This is a genomic window from Psychrobacter sp. TB20-MNA-CIBAN-0197 (assembly GCF_040309765.1).
Lineage (GTDB): Bacteria > Pseudomonadota > Gammaproteobacteria > Pseudomonadales > Moraxellaceae > Psychrobacter > Psychrobacter submarinus.
This window is the reverse complement of record NZ_JBEOPC010001430.1, coordinates 1-234: the sequence shown is the minus strand read 5'-3', so window position 1 is coordinate 234 and position 234 is coordinate 1. Positions and strand designations below refer to the sequence as shown.

Here is a 234-nt window from a genome sequence, read left to right as displayed (position 1 = left end):
ACCTACTTCTTCTGCAGGCTGTGCAACCATCATTAATGTACCTTGCCACTGTTTTTTATGAGCAATTAACTGCTCTGCAGTTCCAATAAAAGAGCTCATGTGGATATCGTGGCCACAGCCGTGCATTACACCTACTTTTGCACCGTGCTCGTCTATTACTTTGACTTTTGAGGCATAGGATTTTCCTGTTTGCTCAATAATAGGTAAGCCATCAGTATCAGTGCGGATCATTAC

1 protein-coding gene is annotated in these 234 nt (G+C 42.7%); it reads right to left on the bottom strand.

Translation table 11 applies throughout. The features are described from left to right. The coding region (locus tag AAEY83_RS18685; protein WP_351061698.1) for a M20/M25/M40 family metallo-hydrolase at window positions 1–234 on the bottom strand (234 nt) is incomplete at both ends.